The sequence below is a fragment of the Novosphingobium resinovorum genome (genome assembly GCF_027922145.1).
Lineage (GTDB): Bacteria > Pseudomonadota > Alphaproteobacteria > Sphingomonadales > Sphingomonadaceae > Novosphingobium > Novosphingobium resinovorum.
The window spans coordinates 357,178-383,288 of record NZ_BSFC01000024.1; the positions used below are offsets into that span (position 1 = coordinate 357,178).

The window sequence follows — 26,111 nt, forward strand, 5'->3', positions numbered from 1 at the left end:
GGAACGCGAGGAGACCTGTCTTGACCGAGGCCTATATCATCGACGCCGTGCGCACCCCTCGCGGGATCGGCAAGATGGGCAAGGGCGCGTTGTCGCAGATGCATCCCGAACATCTTTCGGCAACGGTCCTCGCCGCGCTCAAGGATCGCAACGGGCTCGAAACCGCGGACGTCGACGACGTGATCTGGGGCGTCTCGGCCGCACTGGGACTGCAGGCGGGCGACATCGGGCGCATGGCGGCACTGGACGCCGGTTACGACGTGAAGGCGGGCGGCGTCACACTCAACCGCTTCTGCGGATCGAGCCTCACCGCCACCAGCCTCTCAGCGGCAATGATCAAGTCGGGCATGGCCGACCTCATGGTGGCCGGCGGCATGGACATGCTCTCCTACGCCAATATGTACGGTATGAAGATGCGCGAGGCCGGGGTCGGCAGTGCCGGCATGGGGGCAGGCAATACGCGCCTGCAGGCCAGGCACCCGCAGTCGAACCAAGGCGTCTGCGCCGACGCGATCGCCGCGATGGAAGGCATCACCCGCGAGGAACTCGAAGCACTCGGTGTCGAGAGCCAACGCCGGGCCGCCGTCGCCCTGGCGGAAGGGCGTTTCGACAAGTCCACGATCGTCGTGAAGGACGACGAGGGCAAAGTCATCCTCGACCACGAGGAGTACCCTCGCCCGGAAACCACCGCCGAAAGCCTCGCCCAGCTCAAGCCGGCTTTCGAAATGTTCCTGAACATGCCGTCCGCGCCCGGCGGGAAGACTTACGGCGAATTGATCAACCAGGTCTATCCCGAGATCGAGATCAAGCCGATCCATCACGTCGGCATCTCCTCGGGTGTGGTCGATGGTGCCTCGGCGATCCTGCTGGCGTCGAAGGAGTACGCAGAGGCACACGGCCTGAAGCCGCGTGCCCGCATCGTCGCAATGGCGGAGACGGGCGACTGTCCGACCCTCATGCTCAACGGCCCTGTGCCCGCGGCGCGCAAGGTGCTCGCCAAGGCGGGGCTCACTACCGACGATATCGACGTCTTCGAAGTGAACGAGGCATTCGCCGTCGTCGTCGAGAAGTTCATCCGCGACCTTGACCTCGACCGCGCCAAGGTCAATCCCAATGGCGGGTCGATCGCGCTCGGCCACCCGATCGGCGGCACCGGCGCCATGCTGATCGGCACTGCTCTCGACGAACTCGAGCGCACCGGCGGGCGTTACGGTCTCATCACGATGTGCGCGGCGGGCGGCATGGCCCCTGCCATAATCATCGAGCGCGTCTGAAGGCGCAGTACAAGGAGCACCTAGTGGCGACCGAAGCCGACGAAAAGCCGATGGGAACGATCAGCAACCCCTTCAACATGCGCGACGAGAGCCCTACGCGGCAGGTCGGGCTGCGCATGACCATCGTGTCGCGGCTCCAACGCAACAATTTCGACCGCAAGGTCGCCGCGCTCAACGTGACGCGCTCGCAGTGGGCGATGATTGCGATCGTGGCGCGCTATCCCGGCTCGACGCAACGGACCGTCGCGGAATACCTGGAGATGTCGGAAGCATCCGCCGGTCGCCTGATCGACCGCCTCTGCGCCGAGGGGTTGCTGGAACGTCGCGACCGCCGCGACGACCGCCGCGCCCGCGCCGTCTACCTGACGGAACAGGCGCAACCGCTCCTCGAGAAGCTCGGTACCATCGCCACCGAGAGCGAGCAGAAGATGTTTGCCGGATTCTCCGAGGAAGAGGTCGATACGCTCCTCGATTTCATGACGCGCATCTACGAGAACGTCAGCCGGGGCTGAGGGCCTTTCGCCACCCTGCTTCGTCGAGCAAGCGGAGCTACCTGCCACCCATCCCAAAAAAAGAGGGCGACGCCATCCGGCGCCGCCCTCTTCTTCTTGAGAGTATCGCGAAAACTTACTTCGCGGCAGCAAGTTCCTTCTTCGACATCGAAGTAGTCACCTTGCCGCTGTTGTCACTGAGGCTGGAGGCCGGAACAGTCACGAGACGACCATTGAGGATGACCTGCGGGTTGCCATCGGCGGTAACGCGATAGATCGGGGCAATGCGGTAGCCATCGGCGGCATAGAGCATCTTGCCGGCGTTGACCGAGACGGCGCCTGCAGCGGCTTCCTCGGTGGCTTCGCGGACCTGGGTGGTCTCGGCGAAGGCGACGGCAGGCACCGAAGCGATGGTGGCGATAGCGACGAGGGTGGCGAACTTCTTCATGGCGTTTCTCCGAAAACTGCGAACCTGAACGGTCGGACTTATTTACTTACTAAGCTGGGTTAGTATTTTTTGAACACCCGGTCAATTGCGAAATTCGCATCTTAAAAAGCGCTTTGAGCAACATCATCGCCTCTGCGGCATTCTCCACTGCCCTGCTTGCGGGCCCGTCCGAAACCCTTGGAAAGCGGGCGCTTGCAGGCATGATCGTCGGCACGATGGGCCACCCGGTTGATCCCTCCCGGCTTTACGCGCACACCGGGACCACAGGCGAAACGGCGGAAAACCCGGGCGCCAGACAGAAAATCACGGGGATTGGCAGCAGATGTCGACAAAGGTCATGCAGGGCGTCCGCGTCCTCGAAGTGGCGCAGTTCACCTTCACGCCCGCAGCGGGTGGCGTCCTTGCCGACTGGGGCGCGGACGTTATCAAGATCGAGCATCCCGTGCGCGGTGACACCCAGCGCGGCTTCCTCAACATGGGCGGTGTCACGCTCGACCCGCTGCGCCACACGCTGTTCGAACACCCCAATCGCGGGAAGCGCAGCGTCGGCATCGACCTGTCCACGCCCGAGGGCCAGGAAGTGCTCTACGAACTGGCGAAGCAATGCGACGTGTTCCTGACCAACTACCTCCCGCAGGTGCGCCAGAAGAACAAGTTCGACGTCGAGCACATCCGCGCGGTCAATCCCAACATCATCTACGCGCGCGGCTCGGCGCTCGGCAACAAGGGGCCGGAGCGTGAGGTCGGCGGCTTCGACGGCACCTGCTTCTGGTCGCGCAGCGGCATCGCCTATTCGATGACGCCCGAGGAACTACCCGGACCGATCTCTCAGGGCATCCCGGCGTTCGGCGATTCGATCGGCGGCATGTTCATCGCCGGCGGAATCTCCGCCGCGCTGTTCCACCGTGAGAAGACCGGCGAGGCGGTCGAACTGGACGTCTCGCTGCTGAGCACCGCTGCCTGGGCTTCGGGCGCGGTGATCGCACAGGTGGCCGAGACCGGCGTGCTGACGCGCAACCCGATGCCCGGCACCGGCGGCGCGGCGCGCAACCCGTTCATGGGCAATTATCAGACGAGCGACAATGGCACGATCAACTTGTGCACGATCTCGCCCACCGGCCACATCCGCAGCCTGTTCGAGCACCTCGGCGTGCCTGAAGCGGCCGACGATCCGCGTTTCTCCGAACCGCGCGCGCTGTTCGAGAATGCAGGCGCCGCCAGCGACATCCTCATCAAAGCCTTCGGTGCGCAGCCCTTCGAATATTGGCGCCAGCACCTCAAGACGTTTTCGGGCCAGTGGGCGCCGATCCAGAGCTTCCATGAGCTGCTGACCGACGAGCAGGCCCTTGCCAACGACATGATCATCGAGGTGGAAGGCGCTGACGGCGGGGCCCCGCTCAAGCTGGTGCGCGGCCCCGTGCAGTGGAACGGGGAGGCGGTGGAAACCACTCGTTCGCCGCAGGCCTCGGAGCACACCGAGATCGTGCTCATGGAAATGGGCGTCGAGTGGGACCGGATCGAGGAATGGAAGGCCAAGGGCGCGATCGCCTGAGCCGTGACTGCCTGCACCACGGCCCGAGCATACGATACACAAGAGAACAAGGAAGCCGAGATGAAGCCTGGAACCCGCCTGAAAAGCGCCGCTTGCGACACCGAAGTCATGGTGATCCGCGCGGCCGAAGGCCAGATCGAATGCGGCGGCGCGCCGATGGGTGAGGCCAAGCCCGCCGAGGCAGCCCCCCTCGCCGCCGACTTCTCGGCCGGCACATTGATGGGCAAGCGCTATGTCGATGCCGCCGGCCAGTACGAACTGCTCTGCGTGAAGCCCGGCAAGGGCTCACTCTCTGTCGATGGGCAGGCGCTCGTCGTCAAGGACGCCAAGCCGCTCCCAGCCTCGGACTGACACGCAAGGTAACCGGCGCTCCGATGAACATCGCTCTCCTTCTCGAAATGGCGGCCGAGGCCGCACCCGACCGCGTAGGCCTCGTCTGCGACGGCAAGCGCTGGACTTATGGCGACCTCCTAGCCGCCGCGCGCGGCGCTTTCTCGATCATTCAGAATAGCGGCGCCGAATATGTCGCGCTCCTCGACGAGAGCAGCGAAGCGGCGGTGATCGCGGTCTTCGGCGCGGCGTTAGCCGGAGTGCCCTACTGCCCGCTCAATTACCGCCTGCCCGACGCCGACCTCGCCGCGCTGCTGGGGCGCATCGCCCCGGCCCTCGTCATCGGCGACGAGGAGCGCGTTACGCGCATAGCAGGGGGTCAGGGCCATACGATCCTTTCGCGCGAGGAATTCACCCTTAAAGCGCAGGAAACCGTCCCTGCCGACGATGCACGCGAGTACGATCCGGGTGAGGGCGTGGCGATCCAGCTGTTCACCAGCGGCACCACGGCAGCGCCCAAGGCGGCAATCCTGCGCCATTCCAACCTGCTGGGCTATATCCTGGGCACCGTCGAGTTCGCCAGTGCCGACGAGGCCGACGCCGCGCTGGTGGTCGTGCCGCCCTATCACATCGCGGGAATCTCGGCGCTGCTGTCCTCGATATATGCCCAGCGCAAGATCGTCATGCTGCCCGCATTCTCGCCCGAGGGCTGGCTGGGCCTCGTCGAGGCGGAGGCGATCACCAACGCCTTCGTCGTGCCGACCATGCTGGCCCGCATCGTCGATGCCATGGACAAAAAGGCTGCGGATGGAGGCGCGGTCGTCCGGACCGCATCCTTGCGCGCCATCGCCTACGGCGGCGGCAAGATGCCGCTGGAGGTCATCCACAAGGCTCTCGAACGTTTCCCGGCAGCGGGTTTCACCAACGCCTATGGCCTGACCGAGACCAGTTCCACCATCGCCCTGCTTGGCCCCGACGATCACCGCGAGGCGCTCGCCTCCGAAGATCCGAAAGTCCGCGCCCGCCTGACCTCGCTCGGCAAGCCGATCCCGACGGTCGAGATCGAAATCCGCAGCGAGAGCGGCGAAGTCCTGCCACTCGGCGAGGCTGGCGAGATCTACGTGCGCGGCGAGCAGGTCTCCGGTGAGTACAAGGAAAAGAGCGCGCTCGATGCAGAAGGCTGGTTCCCCACGCGCGACGCCGGCTACATGGACGAGGACGGCTACCTGTTCCTTTCCGGCCGCGCCGACGACGTGATCGTGCGTGGCGGCGAGAACATGTCGCCGGGCGAGATCGAGGACGTGCTGCTCACGCACCCCGCCATCGCCGATGCCTGCGCTTGCGCGATCCCCTCGGTCGAATGGGGAGAGGCGGTAGGCATTGCCATCGTCACGCGCGACGGGTTCGAGGCTCCAGCCGAAACCGAACTGAAGGACCTCGTCCGTTCGCGCCTGCGCTCCTCGCGCGTGCCGGAGAAAGTCGCCTTCTTGGCAGAGCTTCCCTACAACGAGATGGGCAAGCTGCTGCGCCGTAAGGTAAAGGAAGTCCTTGCCGGCTGACCGCACTCCCCCCGCTCCTGCGATCCCGCTCGCGCGGTGGGCAGACCGGCAGTTGCAGGCCATGACGACTTGGCATGGGCTGCCCAGGCTCGATGGTGCCACATTGATGGGCGAACGCGGGGCGAACGGCGGCTACACGATCACGGGCACCACCTCGGCCGGGCTAGGCGGCAGCAGGCTCATGCCTGCGCGTGACGGCGAATGGTTTGCGCTCACCCTGATCCGCGAGGTGGACCGCGAGCTGTTACCCGCGCTGTTCGGCGATGCTGCGATCGATACGGGCGACTGGGAGGCGATTGCTGCAGCCGTGCTGCGCCATGACGCCAGGGACCTCGTGCAGACCGGGCGCACGCTCGGTCTACCCGTCGCCCGTGTCGATGAAACTCCGGCATCGCCCGCAATCGACGTCATGCTGCGCGGCGAACGCCGCGACAGGCCGGAAGGGCATCGGCCACTAGTCGTAGATCTCTCCGCGATCTGGGCCGGGCCACTGTCGGGCCACCTGTTCTGGCAGGCAGGCATGGAAGTTCTGAAAGTCGAGAGCCTCACCCGCCCGGACCTGATCCGTCGTGACGATCCGGAGACCTTCGACCGGATCAACCAAGGCAAGGCCAGCCTCCTCGTCGACTTTACCGACGATGCGCAGAAGGTGGCCCTCATGGCGCTGATCCGGCGGGCAGACATCGTGATCGAAGCCTCGCGACCGCGCGCATTGCGGCATCTCGGCATTGATGCGGGAGCCTTGATGCGCGAAACGCCGGGGCTGGTCTGGCTCTCCATCACGGGTCACGGAGCGAGCGGAGATCCCGCCGACTGGGTGGGCATCGGCAACGACTGCGGCGTGGCGGGCGGCCTTACCCGCGCAATGGCCGATGCGGGTGGCGGCATCGGCTACGTGGGCGATGCCATTGCCGACCCCCTCACCGGCATCGTCGCCGCGCGCGAAGGGCTTTCCGCCTTGCGCAGCGGCGTGGCCCAGCAAATCGGCCTGTCGATGAGCGCGATCTGCGCCATGGCACTCGCCGAGGAACGGGCGCATGATCGCGCGATGATCGACGCCGAACTATGTGCATGGGGACAGGCGATCGGCGCCCCTTTCCCCACAGTGAGCCCGCGCGCACTGACCGCACCCGTGCGACCCATCGGCGCCGACACGGCGCATTATCTGAACGCTTTCGCACGATGCTGATCCGGAATGCCGAGATATGGGGCACCGGGCCCGGCGACGTGAGGATCGAAGGCCCGCGTATCGCATCGATCGGCACCCTGCTTCCCCGCTCCGATGAGCAGGTCATCGACGCACGAGGCGGATTGCTGCTGCCGGGCCTGCACGATCACCACATCCATCTTGCAGCGCTTGCCGCGCAGCAATCCTCGATTTCCTGCGGACAACCCGATGTCCTGACTTCGGCACAATTGGCGCGGGCCCTCCAGGCGCCCGGCACAGGATGGCTGCGCGGCGTCGGCTTCCATGAAAGCGTCCTCGACGGCGTGTTGCCCGATGCGGCGATGCTGGACCGCATGGTTGCCGATCGTCCGCTGCGCATGCAGCATCGCACCGGGCGAATGTGGTTGCTCAACTCGCGCGCGCTGGAGGAACTGCTTGCGATCGCGGACGCGCCGCCAGGGCTGGAAAGGGCCGGCGGACGCTTTACCGGCCGTCTGTTCGAAGAGGACGCATGGCTCAGCCGCACGCTCGGAGGGTCGCTTCCCGATTTCGCGCAGACCAGTGCCCGGCTTGCCCGCTGCGGCGTGACCGGCATAACCGACATGTCGCCGCGCAACGATCCCGGCGTCGCTAGGCATTTCGCGCAGCAACGCAGTGACGGGCGCCTCCTGCAGTCGTCGATGATCGCGGGCAGCCTTGCGCTGGGGGAACATCTGCCGCCCGGATGCACTCTCGGCCCGCTCAAGCTGCATCTCCACGAGAACGCCTTGCCCGACTTCGACGAGGCTGTCGCTCTTGTGCGTTCCGGACATGCCCAGAACCGCGCGGTCGCAGTTCATTGCGTGACCGAGGTGGAATTGGTCTTCGCACTCGCCGTGCTCGAAGTGGCCGGCAGCGTCCGCGGCGACCGGATCGAACATGTGTCCGTAGCCTCTCCCGATCTCGTCTCCCGCATGCGCGACCTCGGCCTGTCAGCCTGTGTCCAGCCCCATTTCATTGCCGAGCGTGGCGACCGCTATCTGGCAGACGTCGATCCGAGGCACCACGCAGACCTTTATCGCCTGCGCAGCCTGGCCGCCGCAAGCCTGCCCCTCGCCGGAGGGAGCGACGCACCTTATGGCGAAGCCGATCCATGGAAATCCATGACCGCCGCCGTCAACCGCCGCGCCCCGAGCGGGGCAGTGATCGGTGCCGATGAAGGATTGACGCCGGAGGAGGCGCTGGCGCTCTATCTAACGGAACCGGCCGACTTCTCACGCCAACGCGCCATTGCGGTCGGCGCAATGGCCGACTTGTGCCTTATGGACCGCCCATGGTCCGAAGTTCGCGCCTGCCTCAACAAAAGCGACGTAAGAATGGTGATCGCAGGCGGAAACCTAGTCCACCAGCGCATCGACCAGTCCCCACTCGAGCGCCTTTTGCGCGCTGATGCGTCGGCCTGACAGCACCATCAGGGCGGTCCGCTGACGCCCGATACGGCGAGTGAGCGAGACGCAACCTCCGGCGCCGGGAATGATTCCCATCGCCAGTTCCGGCAGTTGAAACCACGAGCGACGCGTTGCCGTGATACGCGATGCGAACGCGGCCAGTTCGAGTCCCGACCCCACGCAGGCACCGTCGATCTCGGCCACAAAGCGATCGGCGCAGCGCAGCGCCTCGTTGGCGGGCAACGTGCGACGCCGGATGGCATGCGCCATCGCCAGGTCGAGCGTCGTGCCGAACTCGTCAAGGTCAGCGCCGAGGCTGAAGCAGCGCCCCGTCCCCTGCAACGTGACCGAGGTGATCGTGGTGTCGAGGTTCGCAAGCGCGAAGGCCTCGTGCAGCGCATCACGCATCGGCCGGTCGATCGCATTGCCCGCATCCGGACGGTCGAGCGTCACCGTCACGGCATCACCTTCGCGAGTCAGCAGGACGGCACCGGGCGCTCGTCCGTCCGCCGCCCGCACTCGCCCCGCCTGCCATTTGCAGTGCTCGCTGCTCCCCTGCAGCGTGGCATAGGCCAGCGACTCGGCCACAAGGCCATCTTCCAGACTCAGCGAAGGCAGCAGGCGCAGCAGTTGCACCAGAGTCGCCGCAGCGATCGGGCGGGCTTCGACCGCTCTGCGGATTTGTCTCGCATCAAAGCCATCCTCGACGAAAGTATCCAACTTTGCAAAGGCATCGTGCCACTTTCCCTTCGCGATCACCGGCCAAGGCGGCAGGCCCAGATGGTGGAAATCAGGCGAAAAGCTATCGCTATCGATGAAGGTTATCGGCTCGACCAGCACGAATCCGCCAGAGACAAAATCAGTCGCAGGAACGGTCAAACCGTATATTCCCCGGCTCTCCATATGACTCCTTGCTGATTTCCGTTCGTCCCGTACAGGCATGAACCGCCCTGATTGAATTGACCAGCCCCTCCACCGACCGACACAGTTTACCGGCCTTTTCCGCGCCATCAGCTCGGCTCGACCGGCGGAAAACCGCGCTCGTCTCTCTTTCAACGTTCGTATACAAAAAGGACGCTTGATGAACAGCGTTGTTGATGCTAACCAAAGTCAGCAAAAAACGAGAATGACTCAGTTATCTGGGATTACGACTCGGGGATTGAGGCAAGCTCGACGCTAACGATCGAGTTCATCAACCACGCGAGAGGGAAGGAGAGAGACCTCATGGCTGGCAAGGCAACGTCATCGAACAAGGCAAAGATCGCACGCCGGGTGATCGAGGTACTGGAGTACTTCGACGACGCGCACCGCGAAGCGACCGTCATGGATATCGTGCGCCGGTATAACCGGCCTCAGTCGAGTACCTCGGAACTGCTTTCGAGCCTCGTCGAGCTGGGTCTGCTGCACAAGGATCCCTACTCACGCGCCTACAGCCTTACCCCTCGCGCGGCGCTGATCGGCACTTCCGGCCAGCCCGAGCTGGTGCGTGACGGCCGCATCGTGCGCCTGATGGACCGCCTCGTCGCGCAGACCGGGCTTTCGGTGGCGTTGCACTCGATGGTCGGTCTCGACGCGCAGATCGTGAACTGGCGCCATGGGCCGCGCGCGCCCGCTGCCACCCGCGAACTGGCTGGCGGCGTCAAGGAGCCTCTGGCACGCAACGCGCCGGGCTGGCTGATGCTGTCCACCGTCACCCGCCAGCGCTGCGAAGGCATGGTGCGCCGCCTCAACGCCGAAGCGGCGGAGCAGGACAAGTTCGCCTTCTCGGAAATGATGGCCCGCATCGACGCCTGCCGCGATCCGCGCCACCTGTTCGGACCGGCCGGCTTCTCCACGGGCGCCGATGCGCTCAGCGGCCTCGTCCCGCGCCAGCCAGAGGGGCACCCGCTGGTCGTCAGCATCGTTTACGGCAAGGATGACAAGGTGAACCCGGAAGCGTTGTTCCAGTGCCTGAGCGACGCCATGCGCGCGTGCCTGCCCGATCCCGTGGCCCATCACCCGCAGTCCAGCGTGGAGCAGTTCTCGCACGCTGCCTGAATTCACACTTCCCAACGGGAAAGGGCCTCGCGAGCACGTCTCGCGGGGCCTTTTCTTTTGTTTGCCATCCATCGTCCCGAATTTTCTCCAGGACGATGCCTCCCTTCACGCTTGTCGTTTGCTCACATTTGTCGTTTGCTTACGCCTCCTGTCCGGCCATGCGGCCGAGACGATCGGTGTCCTCGTGGCGCCTGAACATCTTCATGATGTCGCCCGATGTGACCGGCCGCACTTCGCCTTGCTCCAGCGGACGCTCGCCGAGCGAGGACTTCGGGCTTGTATCCACGCCTTGTGCCGCTGCCCTGGCCCGCAGAGCGCCGACGGTCAGGTCTGCTTTGGCGTGATGCTTGAACGGATCGAAGCGGAACCAGCGCATGGCATTTCCGTGCGTGATCTTGTCGATCTGCACGTTGGTCAGGTGATTTATCGTCGGCCAAAGCCTCTCCGGCACCTCGGGCCAGAGCGTGTCCGAGTGCGGATAATCGCATTCGTAAGCAATGTTGTCCTCGCCGATGAAACCGATGTTCTGCAGGCCAAAAGCATCGTCGATGAAGCAGTTCAGGAAATGACGCCGGAACATCTCGCTGGGCTTCAGGTCCTGGAAACGCGAATGCGTCCAGTACTTGTGGCGCGAGTTGGAGAAATCGGCCCGCTCGGTGAAGTAGGGCACCCAGCCGATCGAGCCTTCCGACAGCGCGATGCGCATGTCCGGATACTCGTGCAGTGCCTCCAGTTGCAGCCAGTCCGACGCCGCATAGGCAATCGTCATCGGCATCGTCGAAATCCATGCCTCAATCGGTGTCTCCATAGATGCATGCGGCGCCGGATTGCCGCCGCCGATGTGGATGCAGATCGTCATGTCGAGATCGGCGATCGCCTTGTAGAACGGCTTCCAGTATTCGTTGTGGATGCTCGGCAGGCCCTGGCAGGTCGGGTTCTCGCTGATCGAGACGGTGTGGCAGCCCTTGGCGCTCACGCGCTTCAGTTCGGCGATCGTGGCGTCCATGTTCCAGGTCGGCAGAATAGCGCAGGGTATGAAGCGCCCGGGATGCGCGCCGCACCATTCGTCGATGTGCCAATCGTTGTAGGCGCTGACGTGCTTCACCGCCAGATCGCGGTCGGGCACCCGGTGCAGGCGCCCTCCGGCGAAGTCAAACACCGAGCCGAAGTTGAGCGAGGCCGCAACGCCGTTGACGTCCATGTCCTTCACGCGCTCGTCCACCATGTAGACCCCTTCGCGAAGCTGGTCGAGCGAGGTCGGCTCCATGCCGTATTCCTCGAAGGGCCGCCCCACCACGGCATTGAGCGCAACCGAAGCGAAGCTTTGTCCCTGATAGACCCAGACGTCCTTGCCGTTCTCGTCCTTGACCATCTTCGGCGCGGATTCGAGGAGTGCGCCGGACAAGTGGTTCCGGAACATGTCGGGCGGTTCGCTGATGTGGTCATCGACGCTGATGATGACCATGTCGTTCATTTCCATCTCTCGTCTCCCGTGAGTGCGTTCGCCGGTGCTTCGCCCCGCTTGTCTTATTGCCGTCGAGACTATCGCTCCCACGCCCCGCTAGCCACTCGCGAGCCCGAGCCATCGCTTGTGCGATTGCCCCGTTCCTTGTCATCCGCATCGTGCCCGCGATTGCCGCCGAGGCCGGATTGAACGCCCTTCCAACCTGTGTTCAGGACCAATGGTGAAGGAAAACGATAAGCTCCGGGAAAGCCTGCCATGAACTTCGATCTCACTGACGAACAGGAAATGATGCGCGACACATTCGCGCGCTTTCTCGACGAGCATTCCAGCACCGTGCGCGTTCGCAAGGCACAGGAGACCGATGGCTTCGATGCGGCGCTGTGGAGCGGTCTGGCCGAACTCGGCGCCTTCGCCATGCGCGTGCCGGAGGATGCGGGCGGCATGGACCTGGGCCTGTTCGACGCGGCACTGTTGATGGAGGAGGCCGGGCGCACGCTCGTCTCCGGCCCTCTGGCCGAAACGCTGGTGTCGGCACGCCTGCTCGCTCAGCTTGGTGGCCAGGACGATCTTCTCGAAGCGACGATCGGCGGTGAGTCGGTCGTGACGATCGCCATGCAGGATGCTGCGCAGCATTCGAAGCAGTGGATCGCCGGCGGAGCAGTGGCGAAGGCGGTCGTCGCGCGGCGTGGCCGGGATGTCGTGCTGGTAACACCTGCGGGTGCGAAGGCCGAAGCCAACCTGGCCACCACGCCGATCGCGGAGATCGATCTTGCCGCAGGCGAGACGATCGTGCTCGGCTCCGGCGAGGAGGCGCTAGCCCTCTTCGCCGCCGGGCTGGAGGAGTGGAAGCTCTACATGGCGGTCGCGCTCTCCGGCATCGGCCGGCAGGCGTTGCAGATGGCAGCCGTCTACGCGGGTGAGCGCAAGGCGTTCGGCCAGCTCATCGGCACCTTCCAAGGCATCTCGCATCCCCTCGCCGACCTGCTGTGCGACGTCGATGGCGCCAAGTTCCTTGCCTGGAAGGCGATCCGCGACATCTACGACGGCTCCGACGCGGCCGCCGCCACGATCTCGCTCGCCTACTGGTACGCCTGCGATGCTGCGGCACGATCGGTGGCGCAGGGCCTGCACACTTTCGGCGGCTACGGCTTGTCGAACGAATACGACGTACACCTCTACAACCTGCGCGCAAAGGCATGGCCACTGGTCGCCGGCGACCCCGCACTCGCTCTGGAAGAAGCCGGACGCCGCCTTTATGCCGGAGAGACGGTCGCCCTGCCCGCTTCTGGCGAAGTCCCGCTCGATTTCGATCTCGGCGACGAGGCTCGCCAGGTCTGCGCCGAGATCGCCGAGTTGTTCGCCACCAAGGTTACGCAGGAACAGAAGGCCAGGTTCCACTATTCCTGGGAAGGCTACGTGCCTGAGGTTCACAAGATGCTGGCCGAGCACAACCTGCTGTTCCCCGGCCTGCCCGAGCATCTCTCCGGCCGCAATATCACTCCTTACGCACGCATTGCCGCGATGGGCGAGATGGAGCGGCAGGGCTACAACACGCCGGGTGCCAATGTCGCGGCGATGGTGGCGATGATGATCGACAAGTACGGGTCGGACGAACTCAAGGCCGAGGTCCTGCCCAGGATCGTCGGCGGCGACGTGCTGTGCTCGCTGGGCTATTCGGAGCCCTCGTGCGGCTCGGACGTCTTCGCCGCACAGTGCAAGGCGACGCAACTGGACGACGGCTCCTGGCGCATCGACGGCACCAAGATGTGGACCAGCGGCGCCAACCTTTCGAGCTACGTGCTGATGCTCACGCGTACCAATCCCGACGTGGCGAAGCACAAGGGCCTGACGATGTTCATCGTCCCTCTCAAGACCGAGGGCGTGACGGTGCAGGCCGTCCACACCTTCCAGGACGAGCGCACCAACATCACCTTCTACGACGGCGTGGTGATCCCCGATTCCTGGCGTCTCGGCGAGATCGACGGCGGCACGAAGACGATGAGTGCAGCGCTGGAACTGGAGCACGGCGGCGGCTTCTCCAAGGTCATGAAGGCCATGATCGAGGCGGCCGAGGAAGTGACCCGCGAACTCGGCATCGACGGCGAGGTGCGCACCCAGTGCCGCCTTGCCCGCAGCGTGGCGCACTTGTGGATATCGGACATGCTGACCTACCGCGCGCAGTGGTCCAGCATCGAGAAGAAGCCGAACCATGCCTTCGGGCCCATGTCTAAGATGTACTCCTCCGAGAAGTTCCTCAGCGACAGCCGCGACCTGCTAGACCTGACGGCACCGCTCTCGCTTTCCAAGCGCGAGGGGGCAGTCGCGCTGCTCAACCAGTGTTACCGTCACGCGGCGGGCACGACGATCTACGGCGGCACCAGCGAAGTGCACCGCTCGATGGTCGCCGAACGCGGGCTCGGCCTGCCGCGCACTCGCGGTTGAGGGAGATAACAATGACCGAAGACGCACCGCACCTTCTGACCGAAGAAATCGACGGCATTCTCGTCGCCACGCTCAACCGGCCGGACAAGCTCAACGCCATCAGCCGCGAGATGATGGACCTGCTCACCGAAGCCGTGCTGCGGCTACGCGAACGGGCGGACCTCAAGGTCATGCTGATCCGCTCGGCCGGGCGCTACTTCAGTTCAGGCGCGGACTTGCGTGGCGGCAACCGCAACATCGTGTCCGAAGCCAACGTCGCGGCGAACTCCGCCAGCAAGGTGCGCGAAAACCATCGGCTCAACCTCAACAACATGCAGCAGCTCTGGGACGAGATGGAGCACGTCGAGAAGCCCATCGTCGCGGCGCATCACGCCATGTGCGTGGGTGGCGGGCTGGAGATGAGCCTTTCGTGCGACTTCCGCCTTGCCGCGAAGAGCGCGGCCTATGCCTTCCCGGAAGGATTGTTCGGCGTTCTGCCCGCTTCGGGTGGCGTCTCACGACTGACGCGGATCTGCGGGCCGCACTGGGCGCGCTGGCTGATCATGGCCAACAAACCTGCCAGCGCCGACATGGCCTTCACCATGGGGCTCATCCATCAGGTCTACGAGGACGCGGAGTTCGAGGCGGAGGTGATGGATTTCTGCCGCCACCTGGCGAAGCAGAACGGCGAGCAGATGGGCGCCGCCAAGGTGGCGATCGAACTGTGCGCCGAAGTCGGCCGCGATTCCGCGCGCCATGTCGAGCGCATGGCGAACAGCGCGCTGATGCTGAACCCCGACTACATCGAGGGCATGGAAGCCTACCTCAAGGGCGTTGGCGGCAAGGGCAAGTGAGGTCCGATTCCTCCCCCGGTGGGGGAGGATTTATCTGCGCGCATCGCTGATCGCGAATTCCATCAGCCTTGCGCCGGGCACCAGATAACGATCCTCGCTCATTTCCGGCTCGATGCCGACGAGCTTGCGCAGTTCGCGGTCGGTCACCAGTGTCACGGAACGCTCGATGCCGATCATCACCATCGTTGCCATTGAGGTATGGGGTCCGAGACCGACCGGCTCGTCGCTCATCTGCCGCACGAGCAGCGCGATGATAGGACGGCTGCTGCGGATACGATGTGCCATCATGCGCGCATCCTGCTGATCAGCCAGCGCATTGCGCAAGTGCAGCAGCCGTGAATGCCTTGCCCAGAAACCATGGTAGGCGCGCACGAAGGCATAGCAGCGCGCGTAGAGTTCCTCGTCCGCCCAGCGCTCGCGAGCGAGCGAGAGGTAATCGTTCTCCGCCGTCGCCATGACCGGGTCGAGCACCGCCAGCAACAGTTCGGTCATGTCGGTGAAGTAGTTGTAAACCGAGGTCATGCCCAGCGACGCCCCCCGCGCTACGCGGGCGAGCGTCACCGGCTCCTCCGAATCCTCGATCAGTTCTATCGCCGCAGCCAGGATGCGCTCACGCGTCACCCTGCCTTTGCGGCCTAGGCGCTGTCCGTTGAGATTGTGGCTGACCGCAGCACAGGCGGTGATCACCGCAGCCGCAAGGGGCTGAGGCAGACCCGCGAAGTGATCGGTCTCTACACTCTCTTCAGGCCCCACCCGTCTAATCATCGCGTCTCAGGCGGCTTCCACTTGCCCGACCGGCCAGGCGAGCAGCTTGACGTCGGTGAATTCCTCGATGCCTTCCAGACCCCATTCGCGGCCCATGCCGCTGGCCTTGAAGCCGCCGAAGGGAATGTCGCCGGCGATGCACATGCCGTTGTTCACGCTCATCGAACCGGTGCGCACCTTGCGCGCAATGTTGATCGCGCGGTCGTGGCTGCCCGAGACGCCGCCCGAAAGGCCGTAGGAACTTTCGTTGGCGATGCGGATGGCATCCTCGTCGTCCTCGTAGGGAATGACGACCAGAACGGGGCCGAAGATCTCTTCCTGAGCGATGCGCATGTCATTGGTAACGTCCACGAAGCATGTCGGCTCCACGAAATATCCGCCGCCCTTGTCCGGACGGATGTTGCCACCCGCAAGCAAGGTCGCGCCTTCCTGCTGGCCTAGGTCGATGTAGCTCTTCACCCGCTCCATCTGCCGCTTCGACACGACGGGGCCCATGATGTGCGCCGGGTTTTCGACGTCTCCCCAGTTGTCGCCGAAGTTGCCGTAGGCGCCCTTGAGGATGGCCTTGGCCTCTTCGTAGCGGCTCTGCGGAACCAGCAGGCGCGAATGGACGGCGCAGCCCTGCCCGGCGTGGAAGACCAGCATGGTCATGCCCACGTCCATCGCGAAGTTGGGCGCATCGTCGAGCACAATCTTGGCCGACTTGCCGCCCAGTTCGAGGAACACCCGCTTCAGCGTCGGCGCGCCCTGCTCCATGATGCGCTTGCCGACGCCGGTGGAACCGGTGAACGAGATCAGGTCGACACGCGGATCGGTAACCAGCATCTCGCCTGCCAGCGCCGCGTCGGCGCCGAACACGACATTGATGACGCCATCCGGGAAGCCTGCCTCGGCTGCCAGCTCACCGAAGATCGCGCCCATGCCCGGAGTATCCGGCGCCGGCTTGAGGATCACCGTGCAACCGGCCAGCAGCGCTGCCACGACCTTGCCGATGTTGACGTAGAGCGGCACGTTCCACGGCGTGATGGCGCCGACGACGCCCACCGCCTCGCGCACGCCGAGGCGCTTGTGGATCATGCCGAAGGCTGGCTTCTCGCCGTAGTCCTTCTCCCACTCGAGCTTGTCGAACACGGCCATGTAATCGTCCCAGCCGTCGATCGCCATGCCGACATGAGCGCGGCCCACGGCGCCCTGCGCCGCGCCGGCCTCATGGATCGCCAGTTGTGCCAGGCGGGGGCGTTCACGCTCGAACAGTTCGCGATACTTCTTGACCAAGGCGACGCGCTTTTCGACGTTGGTGGACCAGTCGGTCTCGTCGAAGGCGCGGCGGGCGGCGGCGATCGCTTCGTTCACGTCGGCGGCAGTGGCGTCAGCCGCCTTGCCGACGGGCTCGCCGGTCCAGGGGCTGATGACGTCGAAAGTAGCGCCTCCGGTGGCATCGCGCAGCTTGCCGTCGATGTAGAGCCGGGCTTCGGGAAGAGTGGTCATGTCATGTCCTTCAAGAGAGGGTCAGGCCCGGATGGTCAGATCTTGCGCGCGCCGATCGAGACGTGGCTGACGCGCACGTCTGGCGGCAGGTCGATCACCGCGCGGAACACGGAAGTGGGCGACGCGGAATGCGAAACCGGCCGCGCGCGCAGGTCCAGCCCGTTCTTCGCGCAGCCCATGTGGAACCGCATGGCGGCATCGCGGTCCCAATTCGGCGAGGACTTGCCGTCATCGTACATCGGCCCGGCGCGCAGCAGGGCGACGCGGATCCCGGATTCCTCCAGTTCCGCCTCCAGCGCGGTTGTGAACATCTCCAGCCCCGCCTTGCTCGACTGGTAGAGCGAGAGCATCACGAACGGCACAGCGACGGACTCGCTGCCCACGTTGATAATCAGGCCGCCGCTCTCCATCATCGGGATCGCCGCACGGCAGCAGTAGATCGGCCCCTTGAGATTGGTGTTCAGAATGCCGTCGATCTGCTCGTCGGTCGCCTCGGCCACGGTGAATGGCTCGTAGATCCCGGCATTGTTGATCAGGACATCGATCTTCGGATGCGCCTCGGCGATCTGCGCGAAGGCGGTGCGTACCGAGCCCGCATCGGCGACGTCGCATTCGATCGCCAGGGCCGGCCCGCCCAGTTCGTCCGCAAGGGCCTGCACCTTGGACAAGGTGCGGCCGAGCAGGATCACGGTTTCACCCTCACTGGCGAAACGCTGCGCCAGAGCCTTGCCGAGGCCTGCTCCGGCACCTGTGATGACGATGGTCTTGCCCACGCTTCCTCCGCTCCCTTCGCCGCCCGCTGCATGAGGGTCGGCTGCTTCGGAGAGTACCATAGCGGCTCGCTCTGGCCCCGCCTATCGCCGGACGACGCGCCCCAGCGATTACATCAGAGCGATGACGTCATGTGGAAGGCCGCGCGACCTCAAGGATCAGCCGCGTCAGCACCTGCTCGGCGATTCTCCACCCTCCGGGCGTGCGCACGCAGATCTCGTGATAGTGGCCATAGCCGGTGAGCGCGAAGTCGCCCTTGATGACCCGGTCCTGCATCGCCCATACTACTTGCGCCCGGTCGCCGAAGATGGCGATCTCGGGCGAATGAATCTGGTGCGCGGTCCGGGCGTTCGCCAGCGCCTCGCTGACCTGCGCGACGAAACGGTCGCGGCCCTGCTCCCGGGTGCCGCCGCTGGCTGTCGTGTCGAGCACGCAGTCCTCGGTGAAAAGCTGTTTCCAGCCCTCCCAGTCCTTCGTGTCGAGCAGGCGGCAATAGGCGGCCTTGAGGTTGCAGAGGGCGAGCCAGTCGGCGAAGTCGGGCTCGCCCACCGCTCAGGCGTCCGCCAGCCGTTCCGCTGCCAGCTTGCGCAGTTCGGCGGTCTTGATCTTGGAGCTGCCGGTAGTCTTGAGATCGTCCTCGGCGACGAAGAGGATGCGGCGGGGCAGCTTGTAGCTGGCCAGCTTCTCCTTCGCGAAATCGCGGATCGCCTCGGGACTGGGGCTGGTTCCCTCGACCGGCACGATGCACGAGACCACGAGTTCGCCTAGCAGTTCGTCGGGCACGCCCACCGTCTGCGAGACCTTCACTTCCGGATGCGCCCGGATGACCTCGTCGATCTCCAGCGGAGAAACATTCGCGCCGCCGGTCTTGATGATGTCGTTGAGGCGGCCTTCCCAGAACAGGCGGCCCTCTGCGTCCACATAGCCCCCGTCTGCAGTGCGCAGGAAACCGTCTCCATCGGTCGAGTCGCCCAGCGGAATGCCGAGGTAGCCTAGCATCACCGTCGCCCCCTTCACCGCGATCTCCCCGCGTTCACCCAGCGGCATGGTGGCGCCGGTGAGCGGATCAACGATCTTGATCGTGGAGCCCGCCGTCGGGATCCCGTGGGACTTGCCCGCGACAGCCTCGGGCGTTCCGGCGGGGAAGACGGTGATGAGCGTGAATGTCTCGGTATTGCCGTAAGCCTGTCCGGGCTCGCGCCAGGTGGTCGATACGGTGGGCTGACGGGCGATCGGCATGTTCGCATCGACGTAGACCAGCGACGACAGGTCGACGTCGCGATAGTTCGGCGCGGCCTCCAGCTGCGGCCACTGATGCGGCCACGCGAGCGCCATGTTGGCCCGCTCCGCCGCCATGAGGTCAAGTGCCTCGGCCGCGTCGAACCAGCGCTGCAATACCAGCGTGCCTCCGCGCGAGAGCGTGCCGCCGAGCGCCGATGCGAAGTTGCCCGACCAGAAGAAGCCGTTCGCCGACCACGTCCGGGCGGGCAGGTCGTCACGGATGGCGTACCACTGCGGCCAGCGCCAGAGCTGCAGGCACACGCCGCGGTGGGCGCTGAGAATACCCTTGGCCTTGCCGGTCGAGCCCGAGGAGAACAGCAGGATGCCGGGGTCCGACGGCGCCACCGCATCGCTCGCCGCAAGGACGAGGTCTTCTGCCACGTTGCGGCCGCGCGCGGCAAAGGCGGCGAAACCCTCGATCATGCCGAAGGCCTCTTCGCTGTCGATCATCGCGGCGTAGCGCAGGAACGGGAACTTGCGCGAAGCGAGCGTGCCGGGCTCGGCGGTCAGGACTTCGGGTTCCAGCCCGGCCAGCATTTGGGCGAAGTCCTTCCTGAGCACCGAGCGCTCCAGCAGCAGCACCGACACGCCCGAGGCCTTGAGCACCACTTCCAGCTCGGCAGGCGTGAAGAACGTGCTGACCGGCGTAGCCACGCAGCCCGCGAGCGCCGCGCCGAAGACGGCGGACAGGAACTCCGGCCGGTTGGTCATCAGCACACCGACGCGCGTGCCTTTCCCCGTCCCCAGCGCGATGAGCGACTTCGCCACCTCCAGCGAGCGGGCGTAGAGATCGTCGTAAGTCCAGCGCACTGCGTCAGCGTCAAGGTGGATCACCGCGGCCTCGCGCGGGCCGTAGCGCGCGGCGATTTCGCGCACGTAGCCGCCCAGCGTGAGCGCGCCTATGCCCTGCTCCTCGCCGAGCGGAATGCCGTGGACCACGGAGAGACCATCCGCCACCTTGACCGAACCCGTCATGCCATCCTCTTCATTATGGTGAAGCGGCGGGCTCGCGGCCCGCCGCCTTTCACGGTCAGGCGTTCACGTCGACGATGAAGCGGCCCTTGACCTCGCCCGACATGAACTTCTTCGCCGCTTCCACCGCGTCGCCGAGGCCGATGGTCTGGCCGATGGTGTCGAGCGCGGCGGGATCGAGATCCTTCGCCAGACGGTCCCATGCCTTCAGACGCTTGGCCTTCGGCGCCATGACGCTGTCGATGCCGAGCAGTGCCACGCCGCGCAGGATGAACGGCATCACCGTCGCCGGAAGGTCCGCACCCTGCGCCAGACCGCAGGCCGCCACCGCGCCGCCGTACTTCGTCTGCGCGCAGGCATTGGCGAGGGTGAAGCTGCCAGCCGTATCGACGACGCCAGCCCAGCGCTCCTTCTGCAGCGGCTTGCCCTTCTCGGCCAGTTCGGCGCGGTCGATGATGGTTTCGGCGCCGAGCGCCTTGAGATAGTCCGCCTCGCCCGGCTTGCCGGTCAGCGCGGCGACCGAATAGCCCAGCTTCTTGAGGATCGCGATGGCGACCGAGCCGACGCCGCCGGTGGCGCCGGTGACGAGCACCTCGCCCTGATCCGGGGTCACGCCGAAATCGACCAGCGCATCGACGCACAGCGCCGCCGTGTAGCCCGCCGTGCCGATCGCCATGGCTTGTGCCGGGGTGAAGGCCGAAGGCAGCGGCACCAGCCAGTCGCCCTTGAGGCGCGCTTTCTGTGCAAGACCGCCCCAGTGGACTTCGCCCACGCCCCAGCCGTTGAGGACGACGGTGTCGCCCGCCTTCCACTCGCCGTGGCTGCTTTCGGTCACAGTGCCGACGAGGTCGATGCCGGGCACCATCGGGAACTTGCGCACGACCGGCGAGGCGCCGGTGATCGCGAGGCCGTCCTTGAAGTTGAGCGTCGAGTAGGCGACGTCGATGGTCACGTCGCCTTCGGGCAACGCGCTTTCGTCGAGCTGCTGCAGGCCGACGGTCTGGCCCTGTTCGGTCTTGTCGATGACGATGGCGGAAAACATCTCTGGCGAACTCCCTCTTCGGCCCGATACGGGGTCGAACTCGCCTGCCGTGCTGACGGGTTCGGACCCCATGCGTCAATGCCGGCGGGACATGGCATCGCGGAGGCGAAATGGAAGTGCGGGGCCGGTAACCCAACCATCCCTTCGCTATGCTCGCAATGACGGCGATAGAGTACCGAGGATAACGGACGAGGAATGATTCCCCTCTCAGTCCCGCTTGGCCCCATCCTCCGCCGCCAGCCGCGCCGCCACTTCGGGAAAGTGCGAGGCGTTCATCGAGCCGTACATCGAGAGGCGCAATATCTCGTGGCTGAAGCGCTTGGTCAGCGCATTGCGCTCCTCCTCGTTCGCGGCATGGGCGCGCGCGAAGATCGGCCAGAAGAACACGCCGGCAAGGTTCATCACCGAGAACACCTCGGCATCGATCCCCGGCATCGCCAGCTTGGTATCGGCAAAGCGCTGCAGCGATCCCGCATACTCGCGCCAGAACGGGTCCTGGCTGGGGTCGGGCGACGCCAGCACCTGCTGCAGCCAGACGCGGCAGATTTCCGGGTTCTCCATGGCGAAATCGCACAGGCGGTCGGTGAGCGCGGCGGTGTCGACTTCCTCGACGCGGCGATCGCCGATCGTCTCGGGATCGCCGAACACGGCGCGGAACAGCTTGTCCGAGACCCACTGGATCGTCGCCTCGATCAGCTTCTCGCGCGTTTCGAAGTGCTGGTAGGCTGTGCCCCGGTTGACGGCCGCCAGATGCGCCACGGCTGAGAGGCTGACCCCCTCAAGCCCGTCCTTTGCCAGCAGGTTGCTGGCCGCCTCGAGGATCGTCTCGCGCGTCGCAATCGGGTCCCTGACCCTGCGCCTGGTCCTCGCTTCCATGTCTGCCCCCGATTACCCGTAAAAGGGGGCGGCTATAGCGGGGGCGTCACTGAACAGCAATGTTGACTGAGATGTGATACACAATCGATAGCAAAATGCCGTGGGGGCGTTGTGCCGCGAATGCAGTTCTTGCGTCAGACCGCCCGTCATCCCAACGAAGGCTGGGACCGCTGGCGGCCTGACGAGAGCTTGCGCCGAGGCTTCGGCGAATGACGCTGCGGCCTCACGCAGGCTTGCATGATGGCCACAACGGTCCCAGCTTTCGCTGGGATGACGACGCAGTGGGCGAATGAAGGGGCCGCGCTCAAACCAGCGCCGCGACCTCGCGCAGCACCATGTCGGCGTGTTCCTTCCGGCAGATCAGCAGGTCGGGCATGTAGACGTCCTCGCGGTTGTAGACCAAAGGCGAACCGTCGATCCGCGAGACGTGCAGCCCCCAGCCGAGCGCCACGGCGGCCGGCGCGCAACTGTCCCATTCGTACTGCCCGCCCGAGTGCAGGTAGATGTCCGCCTGCCCGAGCAGGATCGCCATGGCCTTGGCCCCGGCCGAGCCCATCGGCACGAGTTCGGCGCCGATCGTCTCGGCAACGCTGGTGGCCTCCTTCGCGGGCCGGGTGCGGCTGACGACCATGCGCAGCTTTTCCGGCGCGGGCGGAACCTCGCCCGGCTGGTCCGAGCGCAGCACGAGGTCGGCGCCCGGTAGCGCCACCGCGCCCAGCACCGGCACGCCGTCCACCGCAAGGCCGACATGGACCGCCCAGTCGGCGCGCTCCTCGCCGTATTCGCGGGTGCCGTCCACGGGGTCCACGATCCACACCCGGCTCATGGCCAGGCGCTCGGCGTTGTCCTTCTCTTCCTCGGAGAGCAGGCCGTCCTCGGGACGCTGCTCACGCAGGGCGTGGCAGAGGAACTGGTTGGCGGTCTGGTCGCCCGCCTTGCCCAGTGCTTTCCCGCCGAACAGGCCGGAGCCGCGCACGCTGAGGAGGATCTTGCCCGCCTCATCCGCCAGCTTCGCTGCGAGATCGCCGTCGGTATAGGACATCAGGCGTCTCCCAGCAGGGTGTTGACGATGAGTTCAGCCGCTTCCTCCGGCGAGATCACCGTCGTGTCGATCCGCACCTCGGGATTGCGCGGCGCTTCGTAAGGGCTGTCGATGCCGGTGAAGTTCTTCAGCTCACCGGAACGCGCCTTCTTGTAGAGGCCCTTGACGTCGCGCGCCTCGGCGACCTTCAGCGGGGTGTCGATGAACACCTCGATGAACTCGCCCTCGGGCAGCATCGCGCGCACCATCTCGCGGTCCGCCTGGAACGGCGAGATGAAGGCAGTGATGACGATCAGCCCTGCGTCGGTCATCAGCTTCGAGACTTCGCCCACGCGGCGGATGTTCTCGATGCGGTCGGCCTCGGTGAAGCCCAGATCCTTGTTCAGACCGTGGCGCACGTTGTCGCCGTCGAGCAGGAAGGTGTGCCGGTTCATCCGGTGCAGCTTCTTCTCGACCATGTTGGCGATCGTGGACTTGCCCGAACCCGAAAGACCGGTGAACCACAGCACGGCGGGCTTCTGGTTCTTGAGGCCCGCATGCTGCTTGCGGTCGATGTCGACTGCCTGCCAGTGCACGTTCTGCGAACGGCGCAAGCTGAAGTTGAGCATGCCCGCTGCGACGGTCGCGTTGGTCATCTTGTCGATCAGGATGAAGCCGCCGAGCGTACGGTTTTCGGCATAAGGCTCGAAGACGACCTGCTTGTCGGTGGTCAGTTCCGCCACGCCGATGGCGTTGAGGTCCAGCGTCTTGGCCGCCATGTGCTCCATGGTGTTGACGTTGACCGTGTACTTGGGCTCGGCCACGGTGGCGGAGACCTGCTGTGTGCCCAGCTTGAGCCAGTAGGCGCGGCCAGGGATCAGCGCCTCGTCGGCCAGCCACACGATCGTCGATTCGAACTGGTCGGCGGTCTGCGGCGGATTGTCGGCGACCGAGATGACCGAGCCGCGCGAGCAGTCGATTTCATCTTCGAAACACACCGTAACCGACTGGCCGGCAACGGCTTCGTCGAGATCGCCGTCATAGGTAACGACGCGGGTGATCGCGCTGGTCTTGCCCGAGGGCAGGACGCGGATCTTGTCGCCCGGCTTGACGCTGCCGGTGGCGATGAGGCCCGAGAAGCCGCGGAAGTCGAGGTTGGGACGGTTCACCCACTGCACCGGCAGGCGGAACGGCTTGTCGGCATCGACCGAGGAGAGAACCTCGACGGTTTCGAGGTGCTCCACCAGCGTCGGCCCCTTGTACCAGGGGGTATTGGCCGAAGGCGTGGTGATGTTGTCGCCCTTGAAGCCGGAGATCGGCATCGCGGTGAAGCTGTCGATCCCGATCGACCTGGCGAACTCGGCGTAGTCCTTGACGATGCCGTCGAACACGGCCTGGTCGTAGTCGACGAGGTCCATCTTGTTCACCGCCAGGACGATGTTCTTGATGCCGATCAGGTGGCACAAGTACGAATGGCGGCGCGTCTGCACCAGCACGCCCTTGCGCGCATCGATCAGGATCACCGCGAGGTCGGCGGTCGAGGCGCCGGTCACCATGTTGCGGGTGTACTGTTCGTGGCCGGGGCAGTCTGCGACGATGAACTTGCGCTTCTCGGTGTTGAAGAAGCGGTAGGCCACGTCGATCGTGATGCCCTGCTCGCGCTCGGCAGCAAGGCCGTCGACGAGGAGCGCGAAGTCGATCTCCTGCCCCTGCGTGCCGACCTTCTTGGAGTCGGCGGTGAGCGCGTCGAGCTGGTCCTCGAAGATCATCTTCGAATCGTAGAGCAGGCGCCCGATCAGGGTGGACTTGCCGTCGTCGACGCTGCCGCAGGTGATGAAGCGCAGCATCGTCTTGTGCTCGTGCTGGACGAGGTAGGCGTCGATGTCCTCGGCGATGAGCTTGTCGGTAACGTAGACCGCTTCCTTGGTGTCGATGTCGGCCATCAGAAGTACCCCTGCTGCTTCTTGACTTCCATGCCGGCACCGCCGGCGTCCTTGTCGATGGCGCGGCCCTGCCGCTCGCTGGTCGTGGTGAGCAGGGTTTCCTGGATCACCTCGGGCAGCGTCTTCGCCTCGCTCTCCACCGCGCCGGTCAGCGGGTAGCAGCCAAGCGTGCGGAAGCGGATCGAGCGTTCTACCGGAACCTCGCCGGGCTGCAGCGGGAAGCGGTCGTCATCGACCATCAGCAGCATGCCGTCGCGCTCCACGGTGGGGCGCTTGTCCGCGAAATAGAGCGGGACGATGGGGATGTCGTTGAGGTGGATGTACTGCCAGATATCCAGCTCGGTCCAGTTGGAGATCGGGAACACGCGGATCGATTCCCCGCGCGCCTTGCGGGCATTGTAGAGGTTCCACAGTTCCGGACGCTGGTTCTTCGGATCCCAGCCGTGCGAAGAGGTGCGGAACGAGAAGATGCGCTCCTTGGCGCGGCTCTTCTCTTCGTCGCGGCGGGCGCCGCCGAAAGCCGCGTCGAAACCGTACTTGTCGAGCGCCTGCTTCAGACCTTCGGTCTTCCACATGTCGGTGTGGAGCGCGCCGTGGTCGAACGGATTGATGCCCTTCTCGGCCGCTTCCGGGTTCTGGTAGACTAGCAGCTCCATACCGCTGTCGCGCGCCATCTTGTCGCGCAGCTCGTACATCGCCTTGAATTTCCACGTTGTATCGACGTGAAGCAGCGGGAACGGCGGCGGCGAGGGGTAGAACGCCTTGCGCGCAAGGTGCAGCATCACCGCGCTGTCCTTGCCCACGGAATAGAGCATCACCGGCTTCTCGGCCTCGGCGACGACTTCGCGGATGATATGGATGGCTTCGGCCTCGAGTCTGTCGAGGTGCGTCAGGGTCTTCATCAGGATCTCTGGTCCTTTGGCCTT

At 65.1% G+C, this 26,111-nt stretch carries 23 protein-coding genes; 10 read left to right on the forward strand and 13 right to left on the reverse strand.

Going from position 1 to position 26,111, the window contains the following annotated elements:
- Positions 1–20: 20 nt before the first annotated feature.
- Both PKE80_RS16675 and PKE80_RS16680 read left to right on the forward strand, forming a co-directional pair.
- Positions 21–1,274, forward strand: a complete 1,254-nt coding sequence (locus tag PKE80_RS16675) for an acetyl-CoA C-acetyltransferase (RefSeq protein ID WP_271183457.1) — start codon at positions 21–23, stop codon at positions 1,272–1,274.
- A gap of 23 nt (positions 1,275–1,297) precedes the next feature.
- The gene (locus tag PKE80_RS16680) at positions 1,298–1,786 is read left to right on the forward strand and encodes a MarR family winged helix-turn-helix transcriptional regulator (RefSeq protein ID WP_271183458.1); all 489 of its coding nucleotides are present in this window, start codon (positions 1,298–1,300) and stop codon (positions 1,784–1,786) included.
- Positions 1,787–1,901: 115 nt separating this feature from the next.
- Here PKE80_RS16680 and PKE80_RS16685 read toward each other — a convergent pair whose 3' ends face one another.
- The gene (locus tag PKE80_RS16685; RefSeq protein ID WP_271183459.1) at positions 1,902–2,213 is read right to left on the reverse strand and encodes a hypothetical protein; all 312 of its coding nucleotides are present in this window, start codon (positions 2,211–2,213) and stop codon (positions 1,902–1,904) included.
- Positions 2,214–2,535: 322 nt separating this feature from the next.
- Here PKE80_RS16685 and PKE80_RS16690 point away from each other — a divergent pair, with 322 nt between their 5' ends.
- The 5 genes from PKE80_RS16690 to PKE80_RS16710 all read left to right on the forward strand — a co-directional run bounded on the left by PKE80_RS16690 (position 2,536) and on the right by PKE80_RS16710 (position 8,264).
- The gene (locus tag PKE80_RS16690; RefSeq protein ID WP_271183460.1) at positions 2,536–3,765 is read left to right on the forward strand and encodes a CaiB/BaiF CoA transferase family protein; all 1,230 of its coding nucleotides are present in this window, start codon (positions 2,536–2,538) and stop codon (positions 3,763–3,765) included.
- A gap of 60 nt (positions 3,766–3,825) precedes the next feature.
- Complete coding sequence (locus tag PKE80_RS16695) at positions 3,826–4,116, forward strand: hypothetical protein (RefSeq protein WP_271183461.1); 291 nt, start codon at positions 3,826–3,828, stop codon at positions 4,114–4,116.
- A 23-nt stretch (positions 4,117–4,139) separates the two neighbouring features.
- Complete coding sequence (locus tag PKE80_RS16700; protein WP_271183462.1) at positions 4,140–5,654, forward strand: class I adenylate-forming enzyme family protein; 1,515 nt, start codon at positions 4,140–4,142, stop codon at positions 5,652–5,654.
- A 61-nt stretch (positions 5,655–5,715) separates the two neighbouring features.
- Positions 5,716–6,843, forward strand: coding sequence for a CoA transferase (locus tag PKE80_RS16705; protein ID WP_271183463.1), 1,128 nt, complete (start codon positions 5,716–5,718; stop codon positions 6,841–6,843).
- Complete coding sequence (locus PKE80_RS16710; RefSeq protein WP_271183464.1) at positions 6,837–8,264, forward strand: amidohydrolase family protein; 1,428 nt, start codon at positions 6,837–6,839, stop codon at positions 8,262–8,264. The genes PKE80_RS16705 and PKE80_RS16710 overlap by 7 nt, the downstream gene beginning before the upstream one ends.
- Here the strand turns inward: PKE80_RS16710 and PKE80_RS16715 are convergent.
- Positions 8,199–9,128 (reverse strand): enoyl-CoA hydratase/isomerase family protein, encoded by a 930-nt coding sequence (locus PKE80_RS16715; RefSeq protein ID WP_271183465.1) that lies wholly within the window; start codon positions 9,126–9,128, stop codon positions 8,199–8,201. The genes PKE80_RS16710 and PKE80_RS16715 overlap by 66 nt on opposite strands.
- Positions 9,129–9,473: 345 nt before the next feature.
- Between PKE80_RS16715 and PKE80_RS16720 the strand changes: the two genes are divergently transcribed.
- The gene (locus tag PKE80_RS16720; protein WP_271183466.1) at positions 9,474–10,286 is read left to right on the forward strand and encodes a helix-turn-helix domain-containing protein; all 813 of its coding nucleotides are present in this window, start codon (positions 9,474–9,476) and stop codon (positions 10,284–10,286) included.
- Positions 10,287–10,425: 139 nt separating this feature from the next.
- Here the strand turns inward: PKE80_RS16720 and PKE80_RS16725 are convergent, their stop codons facing one another.
- Positions 10,426–11,766, reverse strand: coding sequence for an amidohydrolase family protein (locus PKE80_RS16725; protein ID WP_271183467.1), 1,341 nt, complete (start codon positions 11,764–11,766; stop codon positions 10,426–10,428).
- 240 nt (positions 11,767–12,006) lie between these two features.
- Here PKE80_RS16725 and PKE80_RS16730 point away from each other — a divergent pair, with 240 nt between their 5' ends.
- Both PKE80_RS16730 and PKE80_RS16735 read left to right on the forward strand, forming a co-directional pair.
- Complete coding sequence (locus PKE80_RS16730; RefSeq protein WP_271183468.1) at positions 12,007–14,193, forward strand: acyl-CoA dehydrogenase family protein; 2,187 nt, start codon at positions 12,007–12,009, stop codon at positions 14,191–14,193.
- Positions 14,194–14,204: 11 nt separating this feature from the next.
- A complete protein-coding gene (locus tag PKE80_RS16735) occupies positions 14,205–15,026 on the forward strand; it encodes an enoyl-CoA hydratase/isomerase family protein (RefSeq protein WP_271183469.1) in 822 nt (273 codons plus the stop codon).
- A 30-nt stretch (positions 15,027–15,056) separates the two neighbouring features.
- Here PKE80_RS16735 and PKE80_RS16740 read toward each other — a convergent pair whose 3' ends face one another.
- From PKE80_RS16740 to cysD, 10 genes are all read right to left on the reverse strand, one after another.
- Positions 15,057–15,791 carry a TetR/AcrR family transcriptional regulator gene (locus PKE80_RS16740; protein ID WP_271183470.1) on the reverse strand — a complete coding sequence of 245 codons (735 nt, stop codon included), beginning with the start codon at positions 15,789–15,791 and terminating at the stop codon, positions 15,057–15,059.
- A 6-nt stretch (positions 15,792–15,797) separates the two neighbouring features.
- The gene (locus tag PKE80_RS16745) at positions 15,798–17,279 is read right to left on the reverse strand and encodes an aldehyde dehydrogenase family protein (protein ID WP_271183471.1); all 1,482 of its coding nucleotides are present in this window, start codon (positions 17,277–17,279) and stop codon (positions 15,798–15,800) included.
- A gap of 35 nt (positions 17,280–17,314) precedes the next feature.
- Entirely contained in the window at positions 17,315–18,052 is a 738-nt protein-coding gene (locus PKE80_RS16750) for an SDR family oxidoreductase (protein ID WP_271183472.1), read from the reverse strand.
- Between the two features lie 127 nt (positions 18,053–18,179).
- Positions 18,180–18,599 carry a nuclear transport factor 2 family protein gene (locus PKE80_RS16755; RefSeq protein ID WP_271183473.1) on the reverse strand — a complete coding sequence of 140 codons (420 nt, stop codon included), beginning with the start codon at positions 18,597–18,599 and terminating at the stop codon, positions 18,180–18,182.
- Positions 18,600–18,602: 3 nt separating this feature from the next.
- Complete coding sequence (locus tag PKE80_RS16760) at positions 18,603–20,306, reverse strand: class I adenylate-forming enzyme family protein (protein ID WP_271183474.1); 1,704 nt, start codon at positions 20,304–20,306, stop codon at positions 18,603–18,605.
- A 55-nt stretch (positions 20,307–20,361) separates the two neighbouring features.
- Positions 20,362–21,345 (reverse strand): acrylyl-CoA reductase (NADPH), encoded by a 984-nt coding sequence (gene acuI, locus PKE80_RS16765; protein WP_271183475.1) that lies wholly within the window; start codon positions 21,343–21,345, stop codon positions 20,362–20,364.
- A gap of 207 nt (positions 21,346–21,552) precedes the next feature.
- Complete coding sequence (locus tag PKE80_RS16770; RefSeq protein ID WP_271183476.1) at positions 21,553–22,221, reverse strand: TetR/AcrR family transcriptional regulator; 669 nt, start codon at positions 22,219–22,221, stop codon at positions 21,553–21,555.
- A 304-nt stretch (positions 22,222–22,525) separates the two neighbouring features.
- Complete coding sequence (locus PKE80_RS16775) at positions 22,526–23,263, reverse strand: 3'(2'),5'-bisphosphate nucleotidase CysQ (RefSeq protein ID WP_008830319.1); 738 nt, start codon at positions 23,261–23,263, stop codon at positions 22,526–22,528.
- Complete coding sequence (gene cysN, locus PKE80_RS16780) at positions 23,263–25,185, reverse strand: sulfate adenylyltransferase subunit CysN (protein ID WP_008830320.1); 1,923 nt, start codon at positions 25,183–25,185, stop codon at positions 23,263–23,265. Before cysN ends, PKE80_RS16775 begins: the two co-directional genes overlap by 1 nt.
- The gene (cysD, locus tag PKE80_RS16785) at positions 25,185–26,087 is read right to left on the reverse strand and encodes a sulfate adenylyltransferase subunit CysD (protein ID WP_271183477.1); all 903 of its coding nucleotides are present in this window, start codon (positions 26,085–26,087) and stop codon (positions 25,185–25,187) included. Before cysD ends, cysN begins: the two co-directional genes overlap by 1 nt.
- Between the last annotated feature and the right edge of the window lie 24 nt (positions 26,088–26,111).